Below are 21565 nucleotides of genomic sequence, written 5' to 3' on the forward strand. Positions count from 1 at the left end.
CATGTTCTAGTTCCGGGGGCTATCCTCGCGGATGCGGCCGGAATCGCCGCAGCCGGAGGCTGTTGGCGACGACGAACACCGAGGACAAAGCCATCGCTGCACCCGCGAGCATCGGATTGAGCAGTCCGGCGGCGGCCACCGGGATCGCGGCGACGTTGTAGGCGAACGCCCAGAACAGATTGACCTTGATGGTGCCGAGGGTGCGTCGGGCGAGCCGGATGGCGTCCACCACCGCCCACAGGTCACCACTCACCACGGTCAGGTCACTGGCCTGGATCGCGACGTCGGTGCCGGTGCCCATCGCGAGGCCGAGGTCGGCCTGGGCCAACGCTCCGGCGTCGTTGATGCCGTCGCCGACCATCGCGACCGAGTGCCCGTCCGCCTGAAGCTCGGTGATCGAGGCCACCTTGTCCGCGGGGGTGACCTCGGCGATCACGGTGTCGATGCCGACAGCGGCGGCGACGTGGTGCGCCGCGCCGGCGTTGTCACCGGTCAGGAGTACCGGTGTCAGACCCATCCGGCGGAGTTCGGCGATCGCCGCGGCGGAGGACGGTTTGATCCGGTCGGCGACGACGATCACGCCCGCAGGCCGATCGTCGAACAGCACGACCACCGCAGTGGCACCGCGGGCATGCGCGTCGTCGATCGCCACGGAAAGACGTTCCGGCAGAGGATGTTCGATGCGTGACGGACTCATCACCGCCACGCGGGCATCATCGACGACGCCGGTCACGCCGCTCCCCTCGACCGCGCGGAAGCCGGTGACGTCCTGGCGTGATCGGGGATACCGATGCTCCGCACCGGCCACGATCGCGGCGCCGATCGGGTGCTCCGAGCCGGCCTCGACGGCGGCGGCGGCACGCAGCAGGCGTTCGTCGTCGACGTTCCCCGCGACGACCACCGATTCCAGCGTCATCTCGCCGGTGGTGACCGTGCCCGTCTTGTCGAGCACTATCGTGTCGACGCGGCGGGTCGACTCGAGGACCTCCGGCCCCTTCAGCAGAACACCGAGTTGCGCGCCGCGGCCCGTTCCGACCATCAGCGCGGTGGGGGTGGCGAGCCCGAGGGCACACGGGCAGGCGATGATGAGCACCGCGACGGCGGCGGTGAACGCGAACGTCACCCCGCCCGTTCCCCCGGCGCCGAGCCAGAACCCCAGCGTCGCAACGGCGATCGTGATCACCGCGGGGACGAAGTACGCCGAGATCCGGTCTGCCAGTCGCTGTGCATCGGCCTTGCCCGCCTGCGCGTCGGCGACCATCTTCGCCATCTGCGCCAGCGCGGTGTCGGCGCCGATCCGGCTCGCGCGCACCACCAACCGGCCACTGGTGTTGACGGTGGCGCCGATGACATCGTCGCCCACGGTGACCTCGGCGGGTACCGATTCCCCGGTGATCATCGATGCGTCGACCGCCGACGCCCCCTGCACCACGACCCCGTCGGTGGCGATCTTCTCGCCGGGCCGGACGACGAACTCGTCGCCGACGGTCAGCTCCGTCACCGGGATGCGACGTTCGGCCCCGTCGATCATGACCACGACGTCTTTCGCGCCCAGGTCGAGCAGCGCCCGGAGGGCGTCGCCGGCGCGACGCTTGGCACGTTTCTCGAAGTACCGACCGGCCAGCAGGAAGGTGGTGACGCCGGCAGCCGCCTCGAGATAGATGTTCGCGGCGCCATCGCCACGAGAGGCGATGAGGTCGAACCCGTGCCGCATCCCCGGCTCCCCCGCCGTCCCGAAGAACAAGGCGTACACCGACCAGGAGAACGCGGCGAGGGTCCCCATCGACACCAGGGTGTCCATCGTGGTGGCGCCGTGGCGCAGGTTGATCCAGGCAGCACGGTGGAAGGGATAGGCCCCCCACACGACGACGGGCGCGGCCAGGGTGAGGGACAACCACTGCCAGTAGGTGAACTGCCAGGCGGGCACCATCGCGAGCGCGATCACCGGCGCGGTGAGTGCGGCGGAGACGATGAGCCGCCGGCGCAGTCCGTCGAGCTCCCGGTCGCCCCCACTGTCGGCGCGATCGTCGTCGGCGTCGGTCGACGCGTCCCGCGGGTGTACCGGTGTCGCGTGGTAGCCGGCATCACGGACGGCGGTGATCAGGTCACCGGAGTCCAGTTTCGTCGGGTACTCGACGTGCGCCTGCTCGGTCGCATAGTTGACAGATGCGCTGACGCCGTCGAGCCTGTTGAGCTTGCGTTCGATGCGATTGGCACACGATGCGCAGGTCATGCCGTCGATGTCGAGGTCGATCTGCGCGAGGTCGGTGGTCATCTCGGTCCTACTCCATGTACTGGTGAACACCCGGATCGTGCGTCGGGGTGTCACCGTCGATCGGCCCCACTGCCCGTCCGACCCCGAAGGCGATGCCGAACACGGCGACCATCGCGATCACGAAGCCGGCGACCCGGGTCGTGGCACTCGGTTGGGGAACGTTCATGTCAGTTGGTAGCCCGCTTCGGCCACCGCGGCCTCGACCTCCGCGCGGTCGAGCGTGCGCGTGCTGGTGATCTCGACGGCTCCGGTGTCGAGGGTGACGTCGACCCGGTCGACGCCGTTGATCTCACCGATCTCCTCGCGAACCGACGCGACGCAGTGGGCGCAGGTCATCCCGGTGACCATGTACGTGGTGGTCATCATCAACCTCCCGGTGGTGGGTTTGTTGGCGTAATGGTTTGCGGTACTGGGCTTTTCGTCCGCTCAGGACTTGACCAGGCGCGCGATCGCCTGCATCGCCTCGTCGACCTTGGCCTGCCCCGCGGCATCGGATTCCTGCGCGGCGTTCACCACGCAGTGATTCATGTGCTCTTCGAGGAGTCCGAGGCTGACCGCCTGCAGCGCCTTGGTCATGGCCGAGACCTGGGTGAGGATGTCGATGCAGTAGGCCTCCTCCTCGACCATGCGCTGCAGACCGCGGGCCTGGCCCTCGATCCGGCGGAGCCGGCGCAGGTAGTCGTCCTTGTTGCCGATATAGCCGTGCTGCGCGTGCTCCATTGATCCGTCCTCCGTCGAGCGTCTGATACCCCCTACAGGTATACCAGGGTGCAGCGCATACCGGTACCCCCATGGGGTATCTGGTCAATATGACTGAACCCGACCCGCCGGAGGTCGGTTCGGATTCGGTCAGGGATTGCGCGGACGATTCATCGCCGCAGCCAGCTTCTCCAGCGCCGCCGCGACCTCACGCAGCGCCGAGGCGACGTCGGCGCCGAGGCGCTCCCCCTCGTGTGGGGTCGCCGGACCCGGGGTCTGCGGCACGGTGGACGGTGGCACGGTGGATGGCTGCACGGTGGACGGCGGCACCGTCGCCCGCGATGGTGGCGTGGGTGCCGAGGGTGGTGTCGGTGCCGGAGGCGCAGCGGCGTCGTCGGCATCCGGAAGCCGATGACGGCTGCCCGGTCGAGCGGCGTCGTCCGCCGGCGGCGGCGCCCCGGTGGAACGGCGTCCGGGCCAGTAGCCGTCGTGTCGACCTGCCCCGGCCTGCGCTCCGGCCGGCTGTGCTGCCCGTCGCGACGCCGATTGCGGATCACTCTGGGGAGCCTCCGGCGACGACTCACGCGTCGCCGTCGTCGAGGTCGGCCGGATGACCGGGATGTTCGTGTCGGTGGTCATCCGCATCTGCTCGGGGCGGGCGTCGGCGCGGTGGCCGGGCGGCACGGGCTGTCGGGGTCCCACGGGGGGCGTGGGCCGCGACGTCGGTCGCGGCGTGGGCCCGGACTGACCGGCCGGCGGCGGATTCTGACCCGGGCCGGGCTGCGGGCCGCGGGACGCGACCGGCGCATGCCCGTTGGAGGCCGCGAAGAAATGCGGTCCGCCGTGACCTTCGAAATACAGGCAACCGGCGCCGTGCGGCGACCGGAACGAACACGGATTCCGCTCGATCAGCGATTGCGCGTGATCGTCGAAGTCGTTCCACTCCAACCAGAGTCGGCGATCGGTACGCGGACGCGAACTCGCATCGGTCGCATGGTTGCCGCGGTGCCCGGCGGCCAGCCGGCAATGCAGCAACCATTCCGACTGCCCGGTCAACCCCAGCGCGGACCGCTCCGCAGGTGTGCAGACGACCGTCGACCAGCAGCCCTCGCCGTTCATCCGGCCTCTCCTTCACGCTTCACGCGCACGTGCGATCGTTCACACTGTTCGCTCCCTGCACTCGTGACCGTGACGCGCGACGTGATGAACCCATGCCCCGCGGAATCGTCGATCTCGATGCCTGCCCCGGCGGACAGTCTACGAAGGAATCGGCCGTCCCCGCCAGAGACGCGGCCCAAATATGTACTTCCGGTGATTCGCACCCGGCTACCGGTGTGCGCCGATGAAGTCCAGGACCACCTGGGTGAAGGCGTCGTTGTCGTCGGCGGCCGCGGTGTGGGCGGCGTCGGCGAGCTCGACGACCTCGGCAGCCGGGACGACCGCGCGGAAGCCCTCGACGGCGTCGGCCGGCACGACGTCGGACAGCTTGCCGCGGATCAGCAGGATCGGTGCGGCCAGCGACGCCAGTTGCTCCTCGAGATGTTCTGCCCGGACGAACCGGTCGTCGCCGGGTTTGGAGCGCACGAAGGCCGGGTCCCAGTGCCAGTACCAGCGGCCGTCGTCCCCCTGACGCAGATTGCGTTTGAGCCCTTCGGGATTGAAGGTCTTGTCGCGGTGCGGGAGGTAGGCGGAGATGGCGTCCGCGGCGTCGTGCAGCGTGTCGAATCCGTCGACGTTGCCGGTCATGAAGTCGCGGATCCGCGCGCTGCCCTGCTGATCGAACCGCGGTACGACGTCGACGAGGACGAGTGCCTCGACGACGTCCGGGCCGAGCGTCGCGGCCGCGCCGATGCCGCTGAGGCCACCCATGCTGGCGCCGACGAGCGTCACCGGCCGGCCCATCTGTCGGACGACCTCGACGACGTCCCCGGTGAACAGCTCGAGGCTGTAGCGACCGTCGGGCGACCAATCGCTGTCGCCGTGACCACGGGTGTCGAGCGAGACGACGTGGGCGCCGGCGCCCGCCAGACGCTCGCCCGTCTTCTTCCACGAATGCCGGGTCTGTCCCCCTCCGTGCAGCAGCAGGATGGTCGAACCACCCTGTTCCGTGCGGGGCCGCCATTCGTCGGCGCGCAACGTGACACCGCCGACGCCGGTGAACGAGACCTGCTGGACCGCGGCGGTGGATGTCGACATGGCATCGAGTGTGCGCCCGGCACCGGACGCCGGACCGGTCGGGGCCTGCATGTCCGGCGGTGATCCCAGGAAGTCGATGATGTGCCGGTGCGTCACGTCGGGCTGGTCGAGGTGCACGAAGTGTCCGGCATCGGCGACGCGCACGACCGTGCTGCCGGCGGGCAACAACTCATCGAGACCGTCGACGAACCCCACCTGCATGCATCCGTCGTCGACGCCGTGCAGGTAGAGCATCGCGGTGGACGGCGGCTGCAGCCAGGTCGTGGCGAGGTCGGCGTAGCGGCGGTCGACACGTGGCCGGGTCATCGCCCGGTAGTAGCCGAGCACCGCGGAGCCGTGTGCCGTGGTGGGGACGGTCGCGAGCGCGTTGGTGATGTCGGCGGGATCCGGGTGGGGACCGCGGCGCGGACCCCACCGCCGCCAGAGCAACGGGATGAGCCGGTCGAGACTCCGCTCGGGCAGGAACGGCAGTTGGTTGTACGCGATGTACCAGCTCATCAGCGACTGTCGGGCGAGCAGACGCAGCTGGGAACGGGCCGACGTCCCGGCCTCACGGATGGCGGCGATCGGCGGCACCGCCAGCGCGACGACCCTGCGGAACGGATGCTCGGCGGCGGCGATGCCGTGTACGGTCAGCGCACCCCAGTCATGCCCGATGAGCACGGCACGGTCGTCGCCGTCGAGGGCCCGGTGCAGCGCGAGGGCGTCGTGGGCGAGCGCGGCGACGTGGTAGTCGCCGTCGGCGGGGATCTCCGCGGGCGCATAGCCGCGGGTGAAGGGGGCGACCACGCGGTACCCGGCGTCGGCGAGAACCGGCCCGAGATGCCGCCAGGTCCACGCGGAATCCGGGAAGCCGTGCAGGCAGATGGCGAGCGGCGCGGTCGCATCGCCCCAGGTGAGGGCATGCAGCCGGACGTGCTCGAGGTCGACGACGATCCGATCGGGCGCGGTCATGATCGCCGACGTTACCGTCTGTCCGAGTCTTCTCGTCCCGGCTCGGCCGGCGTCTGGTCAGCGCACGAGGGCGTCGACCCGGGTGATCGCATCGCTGCCGTCGCACTCGGCGATCTCGCCGTCCATGTACCCGAAGCACCGCGTCCGAGCGGTCGGATCGGTGTGCGGGTGGTCGGTGCGCGCGTGGCACCCGCGTGACTCGGTGCGTGCCTGTGCCGCGGCGACGACGACCTGCGCGGTCAGCGTCAGCGCCGCGTCCTCGACGTCGGCGTCGGCTCGGACGACGCGCTTGGGCGCGCCGTGCAGTGCGGCCGCCACCGCCCCGAGCCCGGCTGCATCACGCCGGAGCGCCACTGCCCTGGACATGTTGTCCTGCAACTCTTCTCGGTTCATAGCCGGGATCTCCCGCGCCGCCGTCGGTGCGGCGTCGACGACACGTTTGTCCCGCCGGCCCACCGCGACCGCTGCGGCCCGACGACCCATCACCAGACCCTCGAGCAAGCTGTTGGAGGCCAGGCGATTGCCCCCGTGCAGGCCGGTCCGGGCGACCTCACCTGCAGCGAGCAGGCCGGGCACCACGGTCTGACCGTCGACGTCGGTGAGCACGCCGCCGCAGAGATAGTGGGCGCCGGGTACCACGGGGATGAGGCCACGCGCGACGTCGAGCCCGGCGGCGGCAACACCGGCGGTGACCGTCGGGAACCGGGCGGCGAAATCCGGGATCGACGTGACGTCGAGGTAGACGCAGGACTCCCCGGTGTCGGTCAGTCTCGCCTCGACGGCGTTCGCGACCACGTCGCGCGGTGCGAGGTCGCCCATCGGATGCACACCCGCGGTCACCGAGGTGCCGTCGGCGGCGACCAGGCGCCCGCCCTCGCCGCGCACCGCCTCGCTGATCAGGGTGCGCCGACCGCGGGCGCCCGGCACGTAGAGCATCGTCGGGTGGAACTGGATGAACTCCATGTCGGCGACCACCGCGCCCGCCCGCAGGGCGAGCGCGACGCCGTCCGCGGTGGCCCCCAACGGATTGGTGGTCGCGGCGTAGAGGTGGCCGGCGCCGCCGGTGGCCAGCAGCACGGTCGGCGTGTACACCACGCGGTCGCGGCCACGTGTCCGGTAGCCGACGCCAGCGGTCTGGCCGTGGGCGCGCAGGATCTCCGTCGCGTTCGCGTCGTCGAGGCAGATGACCGAGCCCGCCTCGGCGGCGAGCCGCACGCGCCGGCCCAACGCCTGCTGCACCTGCGCGCCGGTGGCGTCGCCACCTGCGTGGATGATGCGGCGCACCGAATGTCCGCCTTCGCGGGTACGGGCCAGTCCCCCGTCGGTGCGGCGATCGAACTCGGCGCCCCATCCGATGAGGCCGGAGACCGCCGACCATCCGTCGGCCAGGATCGGTCGGGTGGTCTGCGGGTCGGTGAGGCCGGCGCCGGCCGCGAGCGTGTCGGCGAGATGCAGATCGACGGAATCCTCGACGTTGTCGGGCTCGACGACGGCGATACCGCCCTGCGCGTAGAAGGTGGAGGTCGACTGCTCGGCACGATCCGCCCGCCAGGCCGGCCCCTTGTTGAGCACCGCCACCCGCAGGCCTGCTTCGGCGGCGGACACCGCGGCGGTCAGTCCGGCGACCCCCGCACCGACCACCACGAGATCGGCTCGGATCTCGTCACGGTCGGCCGCTCGGCGCGCGCGCCGCTGCCATGTCGTCTGTGCCATGTCGCACCTCCCGGGAGGGATCACCGTCGTTGGAGATCAACCACCCCGACCTGTTTTCGATTCCCAGTCGAAAACCATACCCTGCCGGCGGCGCGGTCGACAGACCCGAACCGGCACCGCTCTCACCGCACCGCTCTCACCGCACCGACAGGTTCGCCCGGCGCAGCATCTGGGCATTGAGCGCGACGATCACGGTGGACAGTGACATCAGGATCGCGCCCACCGCCATCGGCAGCACGAATCCGACAGGTGCCAGCACTCCTGCCGCGAGCGGGACGGCGGCCAGGTTGTACCCGGCCGCCCACCAGAGGTTCTGCCGCATCTTGCGGTATGCCTCCCGCGACAGATTCATCGCGGAGACCACCGTGCGCGGGTCGTCGCCGGCGAGCACCACGCCGGCGGATCCGATTGCGACGTCGGTGCCGGCACCGATCGCCACACCGACGTCGGCGCGGGCCAGGGCCGGTGCGTCGTTGACGCCGTCGCCCACCATCACCACGGTGTTTCCCTCGGCCTGAAGGTCGGCGACGATCGACTCCTTGTCCTCGGGCCGGACGCCGGCGTAGACACGCTCGATGCCGAGGTCGGCGGCCACCCGCTCGGCGACGTCGCGTGCGTCGCCGGTCGCCATCACGGCTTCGACACCACGGTCGGCGAGCGCTCGCACCGCCTCGGCGGACTCCGGTCGCACCTCGTCGGCGAGCGCGATCGCGGCCTCCACCACCCCGTCGACGACGACGTACAGGACCGTGTTGCCCCGGCCGACGAGTTCGTCGGCACCATCGAGCGCGGTGAGCCCACGTTCCGCGAGCAACCGTGGCCCGCCGACCGCGACCTCGCGGCCGTCCACGTCGGCGCGGACGCCGACCGCGGCACTCGACGAGAAGTTCCGTGCCGCAGGCACCGTCACGCCTCGATCGGCCGCCGCGCGCAGCACTGCCTTCGCGAGAGGGTGCTCGCTGTCCGACTCTGCGGCCGCAGCGAGCGCGACCACCTCGTCGCCTGTGAGCGCCGATCCGGTCACCACACCCACGACCGCGGGCTCACCGCGGGTCAGGGTTCCGGTTTTGTCGAAGAGCACGACGTCGGCGAGGCGCAAGGTCTCCAGCGCCACCCGGTCGGTCACCAGCACGCCCATCTTCGCCGCCCGTTCGGTCGCGATGGCCACGACCAGCGGGATGGCCAGTCCGAGGGCGTGCGGGCACGCAATGACCAACACTGTGATGGTGCGGATGACCGCGTTGTCCGGCTGACCGACAGCGGTCCAGGCGATCGCGGTGATCAGGGCCGACCCCAGCGCGAACCAGAACAGCCAGCCCGCGGCACGATCGGCGAGACGTTGGGCACGGCTCGACGAGTTCTGGGCATCGGACACCAGGCGCTGGATACCGGCGAGGGCGGTGTCGTCACCGACCGCGGTGACCCGAACGCGGATCGCGGTGTCGGCACTCACGGTTCCCGCGACGACTCGGTCACCCACCGTCCGGGTCACCAATGCCGATTCCCCGGTGATCATCGACTCGTCGACTTCCGCAGTGCCCGAGACGATCTCACCGTCGGCGGGCACCCGACCGCCAGGCCGCACGATGACCAGGTCCCCGAGTTGCAGATCGGCGGGCGACACGGTCTGCACCACGTCGTCGACGACCCGCTCGGCTTCGTCGGGCAACAGTTCCGCGAGGGACTGCAGCGCGGACGTGGTCTGCGCGATCGACCGCATCTCGATCCAGTGACCGAGCAGCATGATGACTATCAGCAGTGCGAGTTCCCACCAGAAGTCGAGTTCGTGGTGGAGCAGACCCAGTGCAGCACCCCAGGACGCCACGAACGCGACGGTGATCGCCAACGCGATCAAGGTCATCATCCCCGGTGTCCGCGAGCGCAATTCGCTGACCGCGCCGGTCAGGAACGGCCGACCTCCCCACACGAACATCACCGTGCCGAGCGCCGGCGACACCCACTCGAGCCATCCCCATGAGGGCAGGCCGTAGCCGATCAGGTCGGCGAACATCGGGCTCGCGAACACCACCGGGACCGCGAGCACCAGCATGACCAGGAACAGCCGACGGAACATCGCGACGTGGTCGCCGTGAGATCCATGACCGCTGTGAGATCCATGACCGGCGTGCGGGTCGTGGTGGCCGTCACCTTCGGCGTGGCCTTCGTGATGCATGTCGAGGTCACCGCCGGCGACTCCGACCGGACTGTGGTCGACGTTGTGGTTCATACCTCCGTTGTATACCCCCTGGGGGTATCAGTCAACCGCGTCAAGTGCACCTCAAGCGGACCCCAAGCCCGCGCAGAGACGATGTGCGCATGACCACGCCGACATCCACGATTCTGCGACACCCTGCCCACCTCGCGGCGCTCGCCGGCTGTGCCTGGCTGCTTCTGGGTGTCGAGTCCATCGTCCGACCCGAGCCGATGAGCTACCGGGACGTCGCTTTCGTGATCCCGTGGCTGCTCACCCTGGCGACCGTGGTGGCCCTACACCGTGGTCAGCGCGCCCGCGGTGACGCCGCCGAGCGACTCGGCTACCTGGGCGTGGCCGCCACGATGGTCGTCATCGCCGTCGGCGGCCCCGCCCTCGTGTCGGACTCGACGCTCGTCACGCGGATGGTCGCGGCCGCCACGGTGTTGTGGATGCTCTCCATGGTGGCGTTCGGCATCGGAACCGTCCGGGCGCGAGTCCATCCGGCCCGTGTCGGAGTGGGCCTCGTGGTGGCCGAACCCCTCACCATCGCCACGGGCGCGGCGTTGTCAGTGTGGGTCCCGGTGAGCGGCCACGGCTCGTACACGGGTGCCATCGCCAACGGGGCGTTGTTTCTGATGATCAGCGGGATGAACTGTTGAGGAACCCTGCCACCATCCCCGGCCACCGGCGCAGCCCCTCCGGCGTCGCCGCGACCTCCAGCCGTGCGGTCGGCAGAGTGGCAGCCAGGCGTTCGCCACTGCTCACCGGATGGGCCTCGTCCGCGGTCCAGCTGAGGATCAGCGTCGGAAGGTCCAACGCAGCAAGCTCTTCCGGTGGCGGAAGGTCGGAGATCGCCGAACCGCGGAGCACCCACGGATAAATAGCCGACGGCACGTCGACCGGGCTGACGTGGCGTGCGGCTTCTGCGAGCGCGGGCGATGCCGGTGTATTCGGCGCGGCCCGCATGTACGCGGCCAGCCCGTCACGTTCGATCTCGACGGCGTCGGCAATCCGCTGCGTCGCCATCGCAGCCCGGGTATCCCAGATGGTCGGCGGCGTGGTCAACACCAGCCGATCGAACCGATCCGGTTGTGCCCGAGCGGCATACAGTATCGTCGCGGTGCCCATCGACGAGCCGATCGCGGCGACCGGCTCGCCGGGGGCGACCACGTCCAGCAGCGCGAGCAGGTCCCGTCCCAGCTCAGGCCAGGTGTACTCGTCCGGGGTACGCCCACCCGAGGACCGTCCGTGACCGCGGGCGTCATAGCGGATGAGACGGTGCGCCGAAGAGACCGGGCGCCAATCGAATTGCCCCGCCGACTCTTCGGCGTAGCTGCTCGAACTCATCCCGTGCGCCCAGATCACCGCCGGACCGCGACCGGTCTGGTTCCAGGCGATCCGCGCGCCGCGGATGTCGGCGAACCGGAATGCCGGCGTCATCGTCGGTTCCGTCGGGACTCAGGCCGCGGAGGTCACAGCGTCGCCGTGTCGATCACGAACCGGTACCGCACGTCACTCGCGACCACACGGTCATACGCCTCGTTGATCTTGTCCGCGCCGATGACCTCGATCTCGGATCCGATGCCGTGCTCGGCGCAGAACTCGAGCATCTCCTGGGTCTCGGCGATGCCGCCGATCATCGAGCCGGCGAAGCTGCGCCGGTTGGCCGTGACCGCGAAGGCCGGCACCTCGATGGGATGCTCGGGCAGCCCGAGCTCGACGAGCGTGCCGTTGATGGCCAGCAGGCTGAGGTACTGCTTGATGTCCAGGTTCGCCGACACGGTGTTGATGATCAGGTCGAACTCGTTGCGCAGCGCCGTGAAGGTGTCGGGATCGCTGGTGGCGTAGTAGTGGTCGGCGCCGAGACGGTGTCCGTCCTCCATCTTCTTGAGCGACTGCGAGAGCACGGTGACCTCGGCACCCATCGCGTGTGCGATCTTGACGCCGACGTGGCCAAGCCCGCCGAGACCGATGATCGCGACCTTCTTGCCCGGCCCGGCCTGCCAGTGGCGCAAGGGCGAGTACAGGGTGATGCCGGCGCACAGCAGCGGCGCGGCGACGTCGAGGTCGATGCCTTCCGGAATCCCGCACACATAGTTCTCATCGACGACGATCGCGGTGCTGTACCCGCCGTGGGTGGGCTCGCCGTCGCGATCGACCGCGTTGTAGGTGCCGGTCATCCCGCGTTCGCAGTACTGCTCCTCGCCCTGTTTGCAGGCGTCGCACTCACGGCATGAGTCGACGAAACAGCCGACGCCGACTCGATCGCCGACCTGATAACGCGTCACCTCGGAGCCGACGGCCGACACCAACCCGGCGATCTCGTGGCCGGGAACCACCGGGAACGCGGTACGTCCCCACTCCGAACGCGCGGTGTGGATGTCGGAATGACAGATGCCGGCATAGGCGATGTCGATGACGACGTCGTGCGGCTTGGGGTCCCGGCGTTGGATGGTGGTCGCCTCGAGCGGCTGGTCAGCAGCGGTGGCGATGTAGGCGTTGACGGTGGTGGGCATTGGTGTCTCCCTCGATTCGACGTCAGATGTGCGGGCCGGACTCGTGATCCGCGGCTCCACAGCGGTCATCCCCCGATTGACCACACCGTCTCCAGTGTTCCGGAGAAGCGCCGAGGCATGGGGTGCCGAGCGAATAGATCACATTCAGGAATATTTATGTGCGCATATGCGCACATGTGACCTACTCTCGGGTCGTGGCCGCGCTCCCCGACATCCCGACGTTCCGGCGCCTCTTCACCGCCCAGGTCGTCTCCCTGCTCGGCACCGGACTGATGACCGTCGCCCTGGGATTGCTGGCTTTCGACCTCGCGGGGCGCGACGCCGGCACCGTGCTGGGAAGTGCGCTCGCCGTCAAGATGATCGCCTACGTCGTGATGGCACCGGTGATGCGTGCCGTCTGCGCGAGACTTCCGGCGCGCACGGTCATGGTGGGCGCCGATGCCGTGCGGGTCCTGATGGCCGCGGCACTGCCGTGGGTCGGCGAGGTGTGGCAGATCTACCTGCTGGTGTTCGCCCTGCAGTCGGCGTCGGCGACGTTCACCCCGACGTTCCAGTCGGTGATCGCGACCGTGGTGCCCGATCGTGACGACTACACGCGCGCGGTGTCGGCGTCGCGGATCGCCTATGACCTGGAGTCGGTCGCCAGCCCGATGATCGCTGCGGTTCTGCTCGGCATGATGGGCTACTCGTGTCTCTTCGTCGGCACCGCGGTCGGGTTCACGGCATCGGCTGTCCTGGTGGTGACATCGGGCCTGCCGACGGTCCGCCGAGCTGCCGACGTCGGCTCCGCGACGGTGCGCGGCTTCTGGGGCCGCGCCACCGTCGGACTGCAGATCATGTGGTCGCGAACCGCGCTCCGCGGCCTGCTGTGCGCGAATGTCGCTGCCGCCGCGACCACCGCGGTCGTCGTCGTCGGCTCCGTCGTCTACATCCGGTCGACGCTCCGGTTCGGCGACTCGATGCTCGCCGTTGCCCTCGCCGTCTTCGGCGCCGGCTCGGTCGCCGCAGCGCTCGCGTCGCCCCGTCTGCTGCGGACGGTGACCGCCGGTCGGATCGTCGTCGGCGGCTCGATGGTGTGCGCATCCGGGTTGACCGGGCTCGCGATCATGCTGGCGTTCGGCCCGGAACTCGTTGCGCTGCTGGCTCTCTGGCTTGTCCTCGGCGCGGGTACCTCGTTGATCACCACCGCGTCGATGCGGTTGTTACGCGATCACACCGACGACCGAGATCGGGATGCGGTGTTCACCGCCCAGTTCTCGGCGTCTCATGCCGCCTTCCTGGTCACCTACCCGGTCGCCGGGTGGGGACCGGGCGTCGTCGGACCATCGGTCACCCCGCTGCTGCTCGCCGCGTTCGCGGCGGTGGCCGGACTGGCCGCCCTGCGCATCTGGCGTCGCGTCGAGCCGTCGGGCCACGACCGCGCGGCCCGGTCACCTACGATGGCGGGCGAGGCGCTGACCGGCTGAGATCTCGGACCCGCGGCCGGCTGCCATCGAGGAGGTTCGGCGACATGGTGGACGAGACGACGTCACCACGTGACATCCGAAGCCTGCATCACTCCGTCGAACCCGATCCCGCGCTGCTGAGCACCGCGACGTCGGTGTTCGCGATGCTCGCCGACCCCACCCGGCTGCACATCGTGTGGCTGCTCTCCGACGGCGAGGCCGACGTGAGTGCACTGACCGAGGCCACGGGTGCATCGCGCACCGCGGTCAGCCAGCATCTCGCGAAGCTGCGATTCACCGGCCTGGTCGACACTCGCCGTGACGGCCGTCGGATGATCTATCGATTGCGCGACGGGCATCTCAGCCGACTGATCGAGGAAGCGCTCAATCACGCCGATCATCGACTGACCGGGGAACCGGCGCACGACTGACGACCCGCCGACAGCTCGAACCGAACAGAGCCCGGAGAGTGTCGGGACCCACCGACACAGACGTTCCGCGGAACGCGCTCGTTTGACTGCCGAGGCGCGTCCCGCGGACCGTTGGCCGCATACCGCCGGCCAATCCAGCTCAGGCTCAGCTGAAACCGTTCCAGCCGGTCAGGGTGAGCGGCGTCTGACCTGTGGGGCCCTGTACGTAGCGGCTCATGTAGGCCTTCTGCCAACGGTTGTTCCACTCCGGCAGCGGAAGTGGGAACCAATACCCGCTGTCGAGCCACATCTGCCCCAGCAGCGGAACGGGCTGACGCGAGATGTCGGTCCAGGTGCCGATCGGCGGATTGTCGAAGGTGCCGTAGTGCGAACCGGGACCACCCCGCTTCTTGCCGTCGACGTAGAAGGGAGCGATGTCGGTTCCCGCCTCCTTGCCGTCGATGTAGAACCTGACGTCCTTGCCGCCGAGGACCACCGAGTAGTCGTGTTCCTTCTTGAGGATGTTCAACGGCAGCAAGCGGATCTGCGGGACGATCTCGCCCGCACGCTTGGTCATCAGGAAGAACCCGCGGGGGAAGTCCATGCCGAGGGCGTTGATGATCGGCTTGGCCAGCGTGCTGGCGTCACCGACCGGCTTGTTCGCACCGTTGTACATGAACCAGGCGAGCTCGAGACCCAGTGGATCGATGGATCGGTTGGACGCGCCCCAGCCCGTCGTACCGGCCCAGGTCGGGATCTGTTCGGTCCCGCCGACCCGCATCGTCATCGTCCACCCCGGCTTGAACACCGGTTTGGCGAGCAGCTCGGCATTGTTGTACGGGAACAACGCATGCGGCGTATCCGGGATGCCGAACGTCGCGCCCTTCGGCTTTCCGAACCAGAGTCGGCTGTAGCCCACGGAGGTGTTGCACCAGTCCTTCGGTGGCGAGGTGAAGGATTCGTCCATCTTTCGCGCCGGCTTGGGATCGTTGGTGCCGATATAACCGGCGAACGCCCGTGGCTGGAGGACCGCACAGTTGGGCACACCGTCATCGACGCCCGGTACCTGAATGTTCGGGTCCGCGGCGGCCGAGCCCGCGCCACCCCAGACCATCGCCGCCGCGAGAACCGCGACCAACGCCCGACTTCTCCACCCCGCCATGTGATTCGCCCCTTCTCGAGTTGCTGAAGGTCTACCACATACCAGATATATGTTCTCAGCCGGTGCTCATATTTGGGTCTGCTAACTTGCGAGTTCGGATAGCCGAAAATAGGGTGGGCGCATGTCAGCGGCCCGGCGGTACGCATTCGCGGTTCTCGCGGTGCTCGCCGTCGCCCTGTCCAGCGCCTGCTCGGTCACGACGACGACGGACCGCCCCACCGTGCTGACCACCTTCACCGTGCTCGCCGACATCGCCCGCAACGTCGCCGGCGAGCATGCGGACGTCAACTCGCTGACGAAGTTCGGGGCCGAGATCCACGGCTACGAGCCGACGCCAGGTGATCTGCACAAGGCCGTCGACGCCTCCCTCGTCGTGGTCAACGGACTGCACCTCGACGACTGGTTCGAGCGGTTCCTCGACGACATCCACGTGCCCAGGATCGTCGCGTCCGACGGCATCGCGCCGATCCCGATCAGTTCGACCCCTGGCGACGTGACCACGTCCGGTGCCAAACCCAATCCACACGCCTGGATGTCCCCGGTCGCGGTGAAGACCTACGCCGACAACATCGCCGCGGGCCTGGCCCGGATCGATCCCGGACACGCCGACGACTACCGGAGCAACGCCGCGGACTACGGCGCGCGCCTCGACGCCGAGCAGCGACGGTTGGCGTCCGCCGTCGCCGCGCTGCCCGCCAACGAACGCGCCCTGGTGTCATGCGAGGGGGCATTCAGCTACCTCGCCCGCGACACCGGCCTCACCGAGCACTACATCTGGCCGGTCAACTCGGAGCAGGAGGCCACGCCTCAACAGATGCGCCGCACCGTCGACTTCGTCCGGGATCGTCAGGTGCCGGCGGTCTTCTGCGAGTCGACCGTCAACGATGCCCCGATGCGTCAGGTGCAGAACTCCACCGGGGCGCGGTTCGGCGGCATCCTGTACGTGGATTCGCTCTCCGAACCGGACGGGCCGGTACCGACCTACCTCGACCTGCTCCGCCACGACATCAACACCATCGTCGACGGACTGACCGGAAAGGACGCAGCGCATGTGGAACCGTGACTCTCCTGCGCCGCAACAAGGTTCGGCGACGCAGCGGGACGAGCCCCGGCCCGCGATCGAGATCGCCGACCTCACCGTGCGGTACGGATCGGTCCTCGCCCTCGACGACGTGTCACTGACGCTGCAGCCCGGGCGCATCTGCGGCCTCATCGGCATGAACGGGTCCGGCAAATCCACGTTGTTCAAGTCGATCATGGGACTGGTGCGACCGTCGTCCGGCCGGGTGTCGATCGCCGGCCACAGCCCGAATCACGCACGTACGCGTGGACTGGTGTCCTATGTCCCCCAGGCCGAGGACGTCGACTGGGACTTCCCCATCTCGGTGCGCGAAGTCGCGATGACCGGGCGTTACGGCCGCCAGAATCGCTTCCGGCGCATCACCGCCCGGGATCGGGATGCCGTCGACGACGCCCTCGCCCGCGTCGGGCTGACCGACCTCGCCGACCGGCAGATCGGCAAACTGTCCGGCGGACAACGTAAACGGGCCTTCGTGGCCCGGGGGATCGCACAGGAGGCGGAGATCCTCCTGCTCGACGAACCGTTCGCCGGGGTCGACAAGCGTTCGGAGAGAACCATCATCGACCTCCTGGTGGACCTTTCCGCCGATGGGGCGACGATCCTCATCTCGACACACGACCTGTCCACGCTGCCGTCGTTCGCCACCGAGGCGGTGTTGCTGATGCAACGCGTCCTGGTGCACGGCACGCCCGCCGACGCGTTGCGTCCGGAGAACCTGGCGCTCGCCTTCGGGGTGGACGTGCTCGGCGACGGTCGCGCGGAAGGCCAAGAACCACAGCGTGATCGCCGGCCTTCACCGGAGAACGGGGCGGCGTGATGATCGATTTCCTCGTCGAACCCTGGTCCCTGTCCTTCATGCGCGACGCCTTTCTCGCCAGCGGTGTGGCGGCCGCCGTGTGCGCCCTGATCAGCTGCTGGATCGTGCTGATCGGCTGGTCGCTGATGGGAGATGCGGTGTCGCACGCCGTTCTACCCGGAGTGGTGCTCTCCTACATCATCGGGATTCCGTTCGCGATCGGCGCGGTCGTCTTCGGGTTCCTGGCGGTCACTCTGATCGGTACGGTCCGCGACACCAGCCGCGTCAAGGAGGACGCCGCCATCGGCATCGTGTTCACCACCCTGTTCGCGCTCGGACTGGTCCTCGTGTCGGTGACCCCGAGCCAGACCGACCTCAATCACATCCTGTTCGGCAACGTGCTGGGGGTCTCGGGTGCCGACCTGTGGCAGTTGGTGATCCTGGCCGCGGTGGTCGCGGCCGTGCTGATCGCCAAGCGTCGGGACCTCACACTGTTCGCCTTCGATCCGGTCCACGCGCATGCCATCGGGTTGTCCCGACGATGGTTGGGCGCACTCCTTCTCGGGCTGCTCGCGCTCACCTGCGTGGTGGCCCTGCAGGTCGTCGGCGTCATCCTGGTGGTCGCGATGCTGATCATCCCGGGCGCCGCCGCACATCTGTTGACCGATCGGTTCGGCCACATGCTGGTCATCGCACCGACGCTGGCCGTCGGCGCGACCGTCGTCGGCATCTACATCAGCTACGGCGCCGACGTCTCGCCCGGCGGAATGGTTGTCGTGACTCAAGGTGTGATGTTCGCCCTGATCTATCTTTTCGCACCCCGGAACGGGCTGCTGACCCGGTGGTTCACCCAGAGACGGACGTCGTTCGCACCCGCCTGACACCCGAGTGGGCTGGGATGCGTCCACCGCGATCGTTACACTTGCCGATGGTGACAAAGCAGAGCTCCGCACACGACGGCTCCCACGCCGACCTCCACACCCAGCTGCCACGGGTGTCGCCGCTTGTCGAGATCACCCGATTCGGGACGGCGACCGCACACGCGGCGGCAGGTGTCGGGCGCTTCGTGCTCCACACCGTCGGCGACGCCCTCCACGGCAAACCACCCACCGCACAGCGCGTCGCGCACGAGGTCCGGACCACCTTCGAACACCTCGGACCCACCTACGTGAAGCTCGGCCAGCTCATCGCGTCGAGCCCCGGCGTGTTCACCGAGACGTTGTCGACCGAATTCGAGTCGCTGCTCGATCGCGTGCCGTCGGCGGATCCCGCCGAGATCCGCGCGCTGTTCATCGAGGAACTCGGTCGGCCGCCGGAGCAGGTGTTCGCCGCCTTCGACACCGAACCCATCGCGTCGGCCTCGATCGCCCAGGTGCACACCGCGACACTGCACAGCGGTGAAGAGGTCGTGGTGAAGATCCAGCGCCCCGGGATCACCGACCGCCTCGCCCCCGACGTCGCGCTCCTCGAGCGGTTCGCCGGCCTCGCCGAGATCTCCGAGTACGGGCGGATGTTGAGCGCCCGGCATGTCGTCGAGGACTTCGCCGAGGGGCTGTCCGCCGAACTCGACTTCCGCCACGAAGCCGCCACCATGCGGGAGTGGTACGAGTGCCTGCGGCCGGGTCCGTTCGGTGATCGCGTGCGGGTGCCGCTGGTCTACGACGACCTGACGACGTCGCGCGTGCTCACCATGGAACGGATCTACGCCATCCGGATCGACGATGCGACCGCCGTGCGCGCCGCCGGCCACGACGGTGTCGCGCTGTGCCGCAACCTGCTCCTCTCCCTTCTCGAGTCCGCGTTCCACGGTGGCCTGTTCCACGGCGACCTGCATGCGGGCAACGTCCTCGTCGACGCCGACGGCACCCTGGTGCTGCTCGACTTCGGGATTGTGGGCCGGTTCACCCCACGCACCCGGCGCATCCTGCGTCAGCTGGTCGTCGACCTCATCGTCCGTGGCGACTACGAGTCCGCCGGTCGGGCGATCTTCCTGCTCGGTGCGGTGCACAACCCGACGTCATCGACGGCCAAGGGCGCCGAGGACATCAGGAAGGTCACGTCCCCGCTGTCGACCACCGACCTCGGATCGATGTCCTACACCGACCTCGGGCGCCAGCTGGCCGCGGTGGCCAAGGCACACGACGCACGGCTGCCGCGTGAACTGGTGCTCGTCGGCAAGCAATTGCTCTACGTCGAGAAGTACATGAAACTGCTCGCACCCCGCTGGAAGGCGATGTCGGACAAGGAGATCTACGGCTACATGGCCGGGATCACCAAGGAGGCCGAGCGGGAGCGACGTGCCGACGACACCCGGTCCGGTTGAGGCCCCCGGCGAGCCGTCCGTCGGCGACCGGAAGATATATGGCACCGTCGGTGTCAGGAATGTCCGAGACCTGCGACGGCTCGCGACGGGGCGCCGCTACTGTTGTGGCGTTGAGTCCGGATAACGGGAGTGGAGAATGAGACGATTTTGGCTGGCGCTGCCGGCGTTCCTCGGCGCCGCGTGTATTGCCGCTGCCATCGCCATACCGCTGTTTCTGGTACCGCAGCTGCGGGTGGTCCCGCTCGACCTCGACATCACGTCGGTCGCGACGACGGTGCCCGAGGACGGCTCGACGGGTGACCGCTACCCCGCGCGGATCTTCGACCGCTGCTCGGTGAGCGAGCGCAAGGCGGAGGTCTTCGACGCGAACCTCACCCAGCAGCGTCGTTCGGTGATCGTCGATCCGTCGGATCGTCGACAGGCGACGCTGCAGTCGGCGCAGACCGTGGAGATCGATCGCTATCGGACGGCCGATGGCACCGAGACCGATCCGACCATGGCGCCGGTCGACGCCGACCGCAAGTGCAGTGACGGTCTGCTCACCGCGAACATCGACCGGGTGTCGGTGAACCGCAAGTCGTCGGTGCCCAACGGCACCGTCAGCTCGCTGCAACTCGAGGCGGCCCCGGAGGGTGTCGACCCCAAGGACGTCTCGGTCGATCTGCCCGACCGCAAGGGATTCCAGTACAAGTTCGGCTTCGACGTCCAGAAGCGGTCGTACCTCTACTACGACACCAACACGCGCCAGGACATCCCGGTCAACTTCGTCGGCGAGAAGACCATCAACGGACTCAAGACCTACGAGTTCGTCGGCGAGGTACCCGAGACCGATGTCTCCGGTCTGCCGAACGCGCAGGGTGAGGCGGCGCTCGGCACCATGCTGACCATGCCGGCCAGTTGGTGGGGCATCTCCGGTCGCGGTGTGCGACCGAACGACAAGATCACCATGCACCGCTACGCCACCGCCACACGGCACGTGTTCGTGGAGCCGCAGACCGGCACCATCGTCGACGGCCTCGAGGATCAGCATCAGTACTTCCGGTCACCCGACCAGAGCTCGGACACCCCGGCGCCGGTCCGCGACTTCCGGATGGATGTCCTCAAGGCACGGTTCAAGTGGTCCGACGAGACCGTCAGCTACCAGACATCGCGTGCCGACGACTATGTCGGCCAGCTGCGTCTCGGCAGCTTCTGGCTGCCGCTGATCCTCGGCATCGTCGGCGTGCTGCTGCTGGCGCTCTGGGGCTTCCTGTTCTGGCGCAACCGGCGCAAGGGCGACGGCGACCCGGACGGGGATCAGACCCCGCCGAACGCCGACGACCCCGGTACCGGCTCGTGGCTCGACGGGGCGCCGCACGGCGACCAGACCGCGCCCACGGCGGCAGCCGGTACCGCGGCAGCGGCCGGTGCGGGTGCTGGTGCGCCCTCGGGCGGCGTCGATCCCTGGGATCGACCGACCGAGCAGATCCCGGTGGTCCAGCCGGACAACCCGGCAGCCGACAACACCACCACGCAGTCGTTCACGCCGCCTCCCGGCGACGATGACACCAAGCAGTTCCGCCACCGCTCGACCGAGTAACACCAACAGCCGAACCCCGGCACCGCACACACTCAGGCTCCCACCTCTCGCCCGGATTGCATGACGGGCGGACGGTGGGAGCCTGAGTCTTTGGTGCGGGTGCGGGTGCGGGTGGGAATGCGGGTGCGGGTGCTTGTCTTGGTGCAGGTGCAGGCAGACCCACAGACAGCAACGCGGCCGGTGACCCGAAGGTCACCGGCCGCGTGAGAAGCCGATCAGTCC

The 21565-nt window shown here is 68.8% G+C and carries 19 protein-coding genes and 1 pseudogene; 8 read left to right on the forward strand and 12 right to left on the reverse strand.

The annotated features are described in order from the left end of the window. Positions 1–19: 19 nt before the first annotated feature. The 9 genes and pseudogenes from D7316_RS14925 to D7316_RS14960 all read right to left on the reverse strand — a co-directional run bounded on the left by D7316_RS14925 (position 20) and on the right by D7316_RS14960 (position 10064). The gene (locus D7316_RS14925) at positions 20–2275 is read right to left on the reverse strand and encodes a heavy metal translocating P-type ATPase (protein WP_124708939.1); all 2256 of its coding nucleotides are present in this window, start codon (positions 2273–2275) and stop codon (positions 20–22) included. A 7-nt stretch (positions 2276–2282) separates the two neighbouring features. Further along, positions 2283–2441, reverse strand: coding sequence for a hypothetical protein (locus tag D7316_RS27160; RefSeq protein WP_164473800.1), 159 nt, complete (start codon positions 2439–2441; stop codon positions 2283–2285). Further along, a complete protein-coding gene (locus D7316_RS14930; RefSeq protein ID WP_124708940.1) occupies positions 2438–2641 on the reverse strand; it encodes a heavy-metal-associated domain-containing protein in 204 nt (67 codons plus the stop codon). The genes D7316_RS27160 and D7316_RS14930 overlap by 4 nt, the downstream gene beginning before the upstream one ends. 60 nt (positions 2642–2701) lie before the next feature. Beyond that, positions 2702–2995, reverse strand: coding sequence for a metal-sensitive transcriptional regulator (locus tag D7316_RS14935; protein ID WP_124708941.1), 294 nt, complete (start codon positions 2993–2995; stop codon positions 2702–2704). Between the two features lie 129 nt (positions 2996–3124). After that, complete coding sequence (locus tag D7316_RS14940; RefSeq protein WP_124708942.1) at positions 3125–4093, reverse strand: hypothetical protein; 969 nt, start codon at positions 4091–4093, stop codon at positions 3125–3127. Positions 4094–4300: 207 nt separating this feature from the next. Continuing rightward, positions 4301–5170 carry an alpha/beta fold hydrolase gene (locus D7316_RS14945; protein WP_124711363.1) on the reverse strand — a complete coding sequence of 290 codons (870 nt, stop codon included), beginning with the start codon at positions 5168–5170 and terminating at the stop codon, positions 4301–4303. A gap of 102 nt (positions 5171–5272) precedes the next feature. After that, a pseudogene (locus D7316_RS14950) lies at positions 5273–6124 on the reverse strand (alpha/beta fold hydrolase); the annotation flags it as partial. 57 nt (positions 6125–6181) lie between these two features. Further along, entirely contained in the window at positions 6182–7837 is a 1656-nt protein-coding gene (gene nadB / locus D7316_RS14955; protein ID WP_124708943.1) for an L-aspartate oxidase, read from the reverse strand. A gap of 136 nt (positions 7838–7973) precedes the next feature. Continuing rightward, positions 7974–10064 (reverse strand): copper-translocating P-type ATPase, encoded by a 2091-nt coding sequence (locus tag D7316_RS14960; protein ID WP_124708944.1) that lies wholly within the window; start codon positions 10062–10064, stop codon positions 7974–7976. Positions 10065–10153: 89 nt separating this feature from the next. On the opposite strand from D7316_RS14960, the gene D7316_RS14965 reads away from it, so the two are divergent. After that, complete coding sequence (locus D7316_RS14965) at positions 10154–10690, forward strand: hypothetical protein (protein WP_124708945.1); 537 nt, start codon at positions 10154–10156, stop codon at positions 10688–10690. Here the strand turns inward: D7316_RS14965 and D7316_RS14970 are convergent. Further along, positions 10671–11471, reverse strand: coding sequence for an alpha/beta fold hydrolase (locus D7316_RS14970; RefSeq protein WP_124708946.1), 801 nt, complete (start codon positions 11469–11471; stop codon positions 10671–10673). The two genes, D7316_RS14965 and D7316_RS14970, sit on opposite strands and share 20 nt — an antisense overlap. 32 nt (positions 11472–11503) lie before the next feature. Next, positions 11504–12547 carry an NAD(P)-dependent alcohol dehydrogenase gene (locus D7316_RS14975; protein WP_124708947.1) on the reverse strand — a complete coding sequence of 348 codons (1044 nt, stop codon included), beginning with the start codon at positions 12545–12547 and terminating at the stop codon, positions 11504–11506. A gap of 194 nt (positions 12548–12741) precedes the next feature. Between D7316_RS14975 and D7316_RS14980 the strand changes: the two genes are divergently transcribed. Together D7316_RS14980 and D7316_RS14985 are read left to right on the forward strand one after the other, a co-directional pair. Continuing rightward, positions 12742–14013 carry an MFS transporter gene (locus D7316_RS14980; RefSeq protein WP_232016923.1) on the forward strand — a complete coding sequence of 424 codons (1272 nt, stop codon included), beginning with the start codon at positions 12742–12744 and terminating at the stop codon, positions 14011–14013. 44 nt (positions 14014–14057) lie between these two features. After that, on the forward strand, positions 14058–14423 hold the full coding sequence (locus tag D7316_RS14985; protein WP_124708949.1) for an ArsR/SmtB family transcription factor: 366 nt from the start codon (positions 14058–14060) through the stop codon (positions 14421–14423). 145 nt (positions 14424–14568) lie between these two features. Here D7316_RS14985 and D7316_RS14990 read toward each other — a convergent pair whose 3' ends face one another. After that, positions 14569–15564 (reverse strand): hypothetical protein, encoded by a 996-nt coding sequence (locus D7316_RS14990; protein ID WP_124708950.1) that lies wholly within the window; start codon positions 15562–15564, stop codon positions 14569–14571. Between the two features lie 121 nt (positions 15565–15685). On the opposite strand from D7316_RS14990, the gene D7316_RS14995 reads away from it, so the two are divergent. The 5 genes from D7316_RS14995 (at position 15686) to D7316_RS15015 (ending at position 21343) form a co-directional block, all read left to right on the forward strand. Continuing rightward, a complete protein-coding gene (locus D7316_RS14995) occupies positions 15686–16627 on the forward strand; it encodes a metal ABC transporter substrate-binding protein (protein WP_124708951.1) in 942 nt (313 codons plus the stop codon). Continuing rightward, complete coding sequence (locus tag D7316_RS15000; protein ID WP_124708952.1) at positions 16614–17462, forward strand: metal ABC transporter ATP-binding protein; 849 nt, start codon at positions 16614–16616, stop codon at positions 17460–17462. Before D7316_RS14995 ends, D7316_RS15000 begins: the two co-directional genes overlap by 14 nt. Continuing rightward, positions 17462–18322 carry a metal ABC transporter permease gene (locus D7316_RS15005; protein WP_124711364.1) on the forward strand — a complete coding sequence of 287 codons (861 nt, stop codon included), beginning with the start codon at positions 17462–17464 and terminating at the stop codon, positions 18320–18322. The genes D7316_RS15000 and D7316_RS15005 overlap by 1 nt, the downstream gene beginning before the upstream one ends. A gap of 50 nt (positions 18323–18372) precedes the next feature. Then, the gene (locus tag D7316_RS15010) at positions 18373–19764 is read left to right on the forward strand and encodes an ABC1 kinase family protein (RefSeq protein WP_408610011.1); all 1392 of its coding nucleotides are present in this window, start codon (positions 18373–18375) and stop codon (positions 19762–19764) included. A gap of 136 nt (positions 19765–19900) precedes the next feature. Then, positions 19901–21343, forward strand: coding sequence for a DUF3068 domain-containing protein (locus D7316_RS15015; RefSeq protein ID WP_124708954.1), 1443 nt, complete (start codon positions 19901–19903; stop codon positions 21341–21343). Positions 21344–21565: the final 222 nt, after the last annotated feature.

Origin of the sequence: Gordonia insulae, from assembly GCF_003855095.1 — a bacterium.
Classification (GTDB): domain Bacteria; phylum Actinomycetota; class Actinomycetes; order Mycobacteriales; family Mycobacteriaceae; genus Gordonia; species Gordonia insulae.